Source organism: Neobacillus drentensis, assembly GCF_036962765.1.
In the GTDB taxonomy this organism is placed as follows: Bacteria; Bacillota; Bacilli; order Bacillales; family Cytobacillaceae; genus Neobacillus; species Neobacillus drentensis_C.
In genome coordinates this window covers 24,382-32,770 of record NZ_JBALOS010000053.1, presented here as the reverse complement: position 1 = coordinate 32,770, position 8,389 = coordinate 24,382, and the positions used below count along the sequence as shown (strand labels likewise).

6 protein-coding genes are annotated in these 8,389 nt (G+C 40.1%); 4 read left to right on the top strand and 2 right to left on the bottom strand.

The features are described from left to right. The 4 genes from V7137_RS08625 to V7137_RS08610 all read left to right on the top strand — a co-directional run. Positions 1-623: nucleotide disphospho-sugar-binding domain-containing protein (locus V7137_RS08625; RefSeq protein WP_335697702.1), on the top strand; the 623-nt coding region annotated here is incomplete at its 5' end. 714 nt (positions 624-1,337) lie between these two features. After that, entirely contained in the window at positions 1,338-1,538 is a 201-nt protein-coding gene (locus tag V7137_RS08620) for a cold-shock protein (protein ID WP_007083969.1), read from the top strand. Positions 1,539-1,734: 196 nt separating this feature from the next. Next, positions 1,735-2,880, top strand: a complete 1,146-nt coding sequence (locus V7137_RS08615) for an exonuclease SbcCD subunit D (protein WP_335697701.1) — start codon at positions 1,735-1,737, stop codon at positions 2,878-2,880. Further along, positions 2,877-6,014 carry an SMC family ATPase gene (locus V7137_RS08610; RefSeq protein WP_335697700.1) on the top strand — a complete coding sequence of 1,046 codons (3,138 nt, stop codon included), beginning with the start codon at positions 2,877-2,879 and terminating at the stop codon, positions 6,012-6,014. Before V7137_RS08615 ends, V7137_RS08610 begins: the two co-directional genes overlap by 4 nt. Positions 6,015-6,168: 154 nt before the next feature. Here V7137_RS08610 and V7137_RS08605 read toward each other — a convergent pair whose 3' ends face one another. Further along, entirely contained in the window at positions 6,169-6,486 is a 318-nt protein-coding gene (locus V7137_RS08605) for a putative quinol monooxygenase (protein ID WP_335697699.1), read from the bottom strand. A gap of 28 nt (positions 6,487-6,514) precedes the next feature. Next, positions 6,515-8,170 carry an FAD-binding dehydrogenase gene (locus V7137_RS08600; protein WP_335697698.1) on the bottom strand — a complete coding sequence of 552 codons (1,656 nt, stop codon included), beginning with the start codon at positions 8,168-8,170 and terminating at the stop codon, positions 6,515-6,517. Between the last annotated feature and the right edge of the window lie 219 nt (positions 8,171-8,389).

Below are 8,389 nucleotides of genomic sequence, written 5' to 3'. Positions count from 1 at the left end.
CAACTAGAGAGTTTCAACCCTTTGGAGAAACGTTTGACCATACTTACAAATTTGTAGGTCCATCCATCTCTTTACGACCAACGCAAGAAAACTTCGACCTAACTGCAATCAAGGGGAGAGAACTGATTTACATTTCACTGGGTACTGTCTTTAACCAAGCAATTGATTTCTATAAGCTTTGTTTTAAGGCATTGGGGAACACTGATCATGACGTTGTCATGTCTATTGGGGAAAAAGTTCAAATATCAGATTTAGGGGAGATTCCTAAAAACTTCATTGTTAAAAATTATGTTCCACAAACTGATGTGCTGAAATACACAAAATTATTTATCACACATGGTGGAATGAACAGTACCAATGAAGGTCTCTATTACGGGGTTCCGCTAATTGTAATCCCACAAAGCGCGGATCAGCCGATAATTGCCGGGCAAGTTACCAATATTGGAGCCGGTATGAAATTACAAATGCAAAACTTGACTGCAAATCAACTACGTGAAGCCGTAGATCATGTGTTAAACCACCCATCTTTCCATAAAACTGTTGCAAATATTAGAGAATCCTTTCAAAAATCTGGAGGGTATCAACAAGCTGTTGATGAGATTTTCGAATTTAAAAGTGAATAGCTAAATAAAAATATTTAACAACTGCCTTCATTGTTGACTTTTTCTTAGTGGTTACAGCTTCTTCTTTTTTAATAACCATTACAGAAACTAATGGGAGCGTATTTTCAGAACCAATTGTTATTACGTTTTAGTTTTGATATAGCTTAACACATACATATGTATTTTTACTGCTGGAATAAGATATTAATCTAATTGAAGATTCATAACTGGAATTTTTGTAAATGCTGGTAGACTTATAAAAGCGATACTGTGTATATGTCAGATTTAATAAAGATTATGGGGAGTAACTAGGTAAGATCATGAAGGTATATAAGCTAAAGAATAATTTTAGAGGGTTAAAAAAGGGAACACAATTCTATTTGATTGCTGAATCAGAATTTATAGGTGTCAAAGATTTTGTTTTACGAACTAAAGACTTAGCAATCAGGATATCAATTAATGAAAGGGAGCTGCATAACAATTTTATTTTATTGAATTATAGGTGAACAGTTTGACCAGTTAATTCTATTGAAGTAACGGGTGTAAGATTTTAATAAGTGGTTGCTGCGGCAACCGCACACTACGTACTCTTGCAAATGATATTAAAAATTGATATTCTAAAAATGAATTATTTTTGTTCGGTGTAAAGGATAGAATTTTCACTTTTCTTCTTGATGATCGCTGAGAGCAAGGATAGTAATACGTTGTGTGGATACGCACTAGGAGGCAACAAAAATGAAAAACGGTAAAGTAAAATGGTTTAACTCAGAAAAAGGTTTTGGATTCATCGAAGCTGAAGATGGTAACGACGTATTCGTTCATTACTCTGCAATCCAAACAGAAGGTTTCAAAACTTTAGAAGAAGGTCAAGAAGTTTCTTTCGAAGTTGTTGAAGGAGCTCGTGGACCACAAGCTGCTAACGTAACTAAAAAATAATTTTGTAAACTACTATAACAGCCCGGACAATGTTCCGGGCTGTTTTTTGCATATTAAGAACCGTTATGAATCTACAATCTAGTGTAAAATACCCAAAATTCCAGTAATCTGCTTGCATTCCCACCGTCATTTCTATTTGTATTTTGCTATAATAGTAGTATTGGAAACATGCAGAATAATAAATAGGGGTGAGCAGATGAAATTTATCCATACAGCTGATTGGCATTTAGGGAAACTAGTTCATGGGGTCTACATGACAGAGAATCAGCGTGAAGTACTTGAGCAATTTGTGGCAGTCGTTGCGGAAGAAAAGCCGGATGCGGTTGTCATTGCAGGGGACCTATATGATCGTTCGGTACCGCCTACCGATGCGGTGGAATTACTCGATGAGATGCTCTTTAAAATGAATGTGGATTTAAAAACACCGGTTGTGGCGATTGCCGGAAACCATGATAGTGCAGAAAGGCTTTCCTTTGGAAGCTCCTGGTATAAGCACAGCCAATTTTATTTATCAGGAAAATTAACAAACAGCTTTACTCCAGTGCGTATAAATGGTGTAAATTTTTATCTTGTTCCCTATGCTGAGCCAGGGGTAGTTCGTCAATTACTTGAGGATGATTCTATCCATTCCCATCAAGAAGCGATGAAAGCACTGATTGGAAAAATGGAGGAAAACCTAAATCCTAATGAGCCCAATGTTTTGGTTGGACATGCCTTTGTATTAGGAGGGCAAACGTCTGATTCTGAGCGGGTCTTATCTGTAGGCGGTTCTGGTTGTGTTGGTGCTGAATTGTTTGAACCCTTTTCTTATACAGCACTTGGTCACTTACACAGTCCGGATGCCATTAACCATAAAAAAGTGAAATATTCAGGTTCGCTCTTAAAATATTCATTCTCGGAAGCCAAACAAAATAAGTCTATTTCAATTATTGAAATGGATGATAAAGGTAATTTTACGCACCGCTACCGCTCGCTTACACCTAAACATGATATGCGTGAATTAGAAGGGCATCTTGATGAATTACTTGACCCTTATTTTTATGAAAAAGAAGCAGTCGACGATTATTTAAAAATCACTTTATTGGATGAAGGAGCCTTAATTGATCCTATTAACAAGTTGCGTCAAGTGTATCCAAATGTCCTCCATCTTGAACGAAAACTGGATATAACCGATTTGAAGAAAAAACAATCATTCACTTCAATCCGAAGTGAGAAAAAGTCAGAGATGGAATTGTTTGAACAATTCTACACAGAAATGACAACCTCAGAATTTTCCCATGATAAAAAAGCAGCAATGATAGAGGTAATTGAAAAAGTGCTAACGGAGGAGGGGGTGAAATGAAACCGTTAAAACTGACGATGCAAGCTTTCGGCCCTTATGCAGGAAACGAAGAAATCGACTTTACGTCACTAGGAAATCGGACGATGTTTGTTATTTCCGGAAAAACCGGTTCCGGAAAAACCACCATATTTGATGCAATCAGTTATGCGATTTATGGAAAGGCGAGTGGAGAAGATCGCAATGGTCCCGATCTCCGCAGCCAGTTTGCCAAAGATGAGTTGTTAACCGAGGTATCTCTAGATTTTTCCCTTCGTAATAAAGCTTATTCCATTACAAGGTCTCCGCAGCAGTTAAAGAAGAAAGACAAAGGTGAAGGCTATACACAAATAGGTGCCAAAGCTGAGCTATATATGTGGACAGAAAATGGCGAAAAGAAACTGCTCGCCTCCAAAATCAGTGATGTTGAGGAAAAAATTAAGGAAATTATGCTGATAGATGCGAATCAATTCCGGCAAATATTAATGATTCCCCAGGGAGAATTCCGTAAACTCCTTACTTCAGATAGTAAGGATAAAGAACTGATTTTACAGCGGCTGTTCCACACTCAAATATATAAAATGGTCGAAGAGAAATTAAAGGCTGAAGCAACTGACTTGAAAAAGTCAGTTGAGGACCAGGTCCAGGCAAGAAATGAACAGATTCGCCGCATTCAAGCACTCACCAATGAAGAACTACGTGAATATTTGGATGCAGATAGTGTGAATGATACGATCATCATGCCACTTCTAAAAACCGAGATTGCGGGTATGAGTAAAGAGTTAGAGCAACTTAACCTACAATTAAAAGCAAAAAGACTAGAAGAGGACAAACTTAAGGGCCAGCTTATTGAAGCAGAGGGACTATTAAAACAGCTGCAAATGCAAGAGGAATTAAAAGGGCAAAAGGCAAGCCTTTTATCTCAAGAAGAAATATTTAACGAAAAAGAAAAGCAGGTCCAACGTGCCCATAAGGCTGCTCTTTTAGCAAAACAAGAAGAATTATGTCACCGTTTAAAGCGCGAAGTTGATCAACTTGACGGAAATCTGAAATCGATACTGACAGAAATTGAGAAATTGAATGGACTTTTACAACAGCATGAACACCATCTTCAAAAGGAGCTTGAACGAGATGAGGAACGCCAGGCAGCCCTTGCTGAAGTGAATCGATTAGTCAATATGAGAGAGGATGTCTATTCATTTGCTGCTTTCTTAAAAGAAACACATAAGAAGGATGCTGAATTAAAAGCAGCGAAACAAAAGCAAAGTCAGTCAGAAACAATCCTTGAACAACTAGACACGCAAATAGCTAACCTTAAAAAGCAAAAGGAAGAGATTGAAAAAGGGAAACTTATCTATTTGGAAAACGAAGGAAAAATAGATAAATTGAAGTCTGAGCTTGATCGTTTTGAAAAATACGAAATGCTGCTGGTTCGTCTTCAAAAAGCCGAGAAAAATTTAAGTTCAATGACTGCGCGCTATGAAAATACTACTGCTAGATATACAGATGCTAGAGCAATGGTTGAACAATTAGAGGGTAAGTGGATGCATGGGCAGGCTGCGATATTAGCCGCTAAGCTTCAATCGGGTGAAGCCTGTCCTGTGTGTGGATCAGAGCACCATCCATCCCCAGCCCGCCAACATGATGACAGTATTCCAACTGAAGAGGAAATAAAGGCAGCGAAGGCTCAAAGGGACAAATGGGAAAAAGAAAAGTCAGCAGATGAAGCTGCCTTTTACCAAAGTCAGTCAACAGAAGCAGCACAAAAGGAAGCTGTAGAGGAAATCATTAGAGAAATACGTTCATTCAGAGCCGATTTTACAGCTGATCAATTAGCTATTATTAAAACTGAGGCCGTTACAGCTAAGAACCGGCTTGTCCAATCTCAAGAAAAGCTTGCGAACCAGATTAAGCAGCATGATAAAGTTAAGATTGAAATTGAAAAAAGAGAAGTTGAAAAAGTAAATGTACAAAATGCGATTCATCAGGTTTCTGTTCTGATCAATGACTTAACAGTACAATTCACTGAAAAAATGACCAATCTTTCACGGATGATGAACGTTATTCCAGAGAATCTTCGTTCAGAAGAGGAATACGAAAAAGCCCTATTGGCTTCTAAAAACCGACACGAAGTGCTGGTGAAACAGTTGGAAGAAGCCCAGCAGCGGTTACAGCAGGTTAAAGAAAAACTGTCAAATGAATCAGCGAGATTACTAGATGCTCAGAACCATCACACGACTAAAAAACAGGAACTCGACGCGGAAAGAGAAATCTTTGTTCATAAACTATCCGAGCAGGGCTTTGAAAAATACGGCACCTATGCTGAATCTAAACGGTCTGAACCAGAAATGAACAGTCTTGAAGCAGCAATCCGCAATTATCGTGAAGAGTTACGTTCGGTTTCTGACCGTTTGAAAGAATTAACGGATCGTTTAATTGACGTGAAAACACCTGATGTTGATGGACTGAAGCTCGAGGTAGAGAAAATTACTAGCGATATCGAGGCTCTTAATCAACAACACACGAATCTATTTGTAAAAAAACGGGATAACGAAGAAATATACAGCCGTGTGGAAAGTTTGAATGAACAAATGAAGGTCCTAGAAGAACGATACAAGTTAATTGGACATCTTTATGAAATCGCCAAAGGCCAAAATAACTTTCGGGTTACCTTTGAACGATACGTTTTGGCATCATTCTTGGATGATATTTTACGAGAAGCAAATGGACGCCTAAGAAAAATGACCTCTGGCCGTTTCCAATTGTTGAGAAAAACAGACCGTTCCAAAGGGAATGCTCAAAGCGGTTTGGAATTGCTTGTCTTTGACCAGTATACAGGTCAGGAACGACATGTCAAAACTTTATCGGGCGGTGAAAGCTTTAAAGCTTCATTATCACTCGCACTCGGTCTGGCTGATGTCGTTCAAAATTATGCCGGCGGGGTATCATTAGAAACAATGTTCATCGATGAAGGTTTTGGTACGTTGGATCCTGAGTCCTTGGATCAGGCAATTGAGGCATTAATGGATATTCAAAGCAGCGGCCGCTTAGTTGGTATTATCTCGCATGTTCCTGAACTGAAAGAACGTATTGACGTCAGACTCGAAGTCAGGGCCGATCAGACGGGAAGTAGAACGGAATTTGTGTTTACAAATTAAGGGATTGGTAGTTTTTTAGGACATCATAGTGCTTTAGAAATGATGGCCGGTTAGAAAGAACGAACAGTGTATATCCTCAAACAAAAAGCAGTGAATTTCATTTACTTGAAAATTTCACTGCTTTTTGCGTTTTATTCAGTATGGCGACATCAACTTATAAAGGCTTAAAATTAGGAAAAGGTTGTTGTGCTTCAGCAAGGGTCGAAAGACTTGTTAATTCGGCCAAGGAACCGATTTTATCCCAAACAGCCATTACTTTAGCGGATTGGTGTGCTTTTTCAATTGCCTCGGTTGACCGCCATTCAGCGATCTCAATGATAGTCCCATCCGCAGCTTGAAGTGTTAATAATTCTCGGCTTGAAATTAACTCTTCCTCTCGGAGGGTTGGGATATGTACTTTAAGGACTTCTTTCAAATCTTCCTCTTTTCCTGGTTTCGGACGATAAAGTGCCATGAAAACTAATGAAGACAAATTCTCACCTCCTTTAATAACATCATACTCATGATAATTCTTTAGCAATTGCACGTCCAGCCTGTCTTCCTGTAAACAAACAGCCGCCGACAAAGGTTCCTTCTAACGAGCGGTAGCCATGAATTCCGCCACCGCCAAAACCTGAAACTTCTCCAGCTGCGTAAAGCCCTGGGACCGGTTTTCCTGTTGCATTAAGGACTCTGCCGGATAAATCGGTTTGCAGGCCGCCTAGGGTTTTCCGGCTGACAATGTTTAACCGAACAGCGATTAAAGGTCCCATTTTTGGATCAAGAATTCTATGCGGGGGTGCAACTCTTATTAATTTGTCTCCAAGATAATTTCTGGCCCCACGCATCGCCGTAATTTGAAGGTCCTTTGTAAATTTATTTTCAATTTCCCGGTCACGAGCAAGAATCTGCCGTTCAATCACATCGAGCGATAACAAATGGTCACTGCTTAGTTTGTTCATGCCATCTACCAGCTCAGGCAGGGTATTCGCAATCACAAAATCCTCGCCTTTATCCATGAAAGCCTTAACCGGTGCTGTAGGGCCAGGTAGGACACGAGCTAACACTTTCTTGATACTTTTTCCTGTTAAATCAGGATTTTGCTCTGAACCTGATAAGGCAAATTCTTTTTCAATTATTTTTTGCGTTAAGATAAACCAGGAATAGTCGTAACCAGATTTCATTATTGCTTCAAGGGTTCCCAGGGTATCAAACCCAGGAAAATTTGGCGCAGGAAAACGCTGTCCTTTGGCATCAAGCCAAATCGAGGAGGGACCAGGCAGGATTCGTATTCCATGGTTAGGCCAGACAGGGTCCCAGTTTTTAATTCCTTCGGTATAATGCCACATTCGGTCGCGGTTGACAATTCGTCCTCCGGCTTTCTCTGTTATTCCAAGCATTCTTCCGTCCACATGTTCAGGCACTCCTGAGATCATCTTTTTCGGTGCATTACCGAGGCGTTCCGGCCAATTTTTTCTGATGAGTTCATGGTTCCCGCCAATCCCGCCGCTTGTTACAGCAACAGCCGATGATTGAAACTCAAATTCTCCTACTACCTCCCGGGAACTTGCTTCTCCCCTGGCTGCAGTACTTGAAACGAGGATATCACCTCTAACCCCACAAATGGCGCCATTTTCCATGACTAATTCATTCACACGATGGCGGGGACGATAATCGACGTGTCCTTCCTTCATTGCTTGTCTAACTCGATCCTCAAACGGCTTGACAAGACTGGGACCTGTTCCCCAGACAATGTGGAAGCGGGGGACCGAATTACCATGACCTTCTGCGGTATAACCGCCACGCTCTGCCCAGCCGACAACCGGGAAAAAACGAACCCCCATTCCTGACAGCCATGCCCGTTTTTCACCTGCGGCAAAATTAACATAAGCTTCTGCCCACTTTTTTCCCCAATAATCCTCGTCATCTTCTCTGTCAAAGCCTGCTGCTCCTAACCAATCTTGCCAGGCAAGTTCTTTGGAGTCCTTGATACCCATTCTTCTTTGTTCGGGAGAATCGATGAGAAATAAACCACCAAATGACCACCAAGCCTGACCGCCGAGAGAGGCTTCGGGTTCTTGATCTAAAAGCAGTACTTTTTTTCCTGCATCTGCAAGTTCAGCCGTTGCCACTAAACCAGCTAAACCTGCACCAACCACAATCACGTCAAATTTCAACTGAATCCCCCCGTTTGATTTAAGAAAATCTCATGTTCTAATCGTAAGTTGAATTATCTGAAAAGTAAATATAATCCAGTATATCATAACTTATATTTTTGTTTGGATGTAATCGAAAAAGAGGTGATGGCGACTGCCCTAAGAAAAAAGTTGGAACTTTTAAACAATTGCTATTTTTCAATAAAAGAATGATATATCCTATTAGTAGATAGAGAAGGG

Bases quoted from the DNA above. Each gene is read 5' to 3' on its own strand.
- V7137_RS08620 (WP_007083969.1), top strand. From the start codon at position 1,338: ATGAAAAACGGTAAAGTAAAATGGTTTAACTCAGAAAAAGGTTTTGGA.
- V7137_RS08615 (WP_335697701.1), top strand. From the start codon at position 1,735: ATGAAATTTATCCATACAGCTGATTGGCATTTAGGGAAACTAGTTCAT.
- V7137_RS08610 (WP_335697700.1), top strand. From the start codon at position 2,877: ATGAAACCGTTAAAACTGACGATGCAAGCTTTCGGCCCTTATGCAGGA.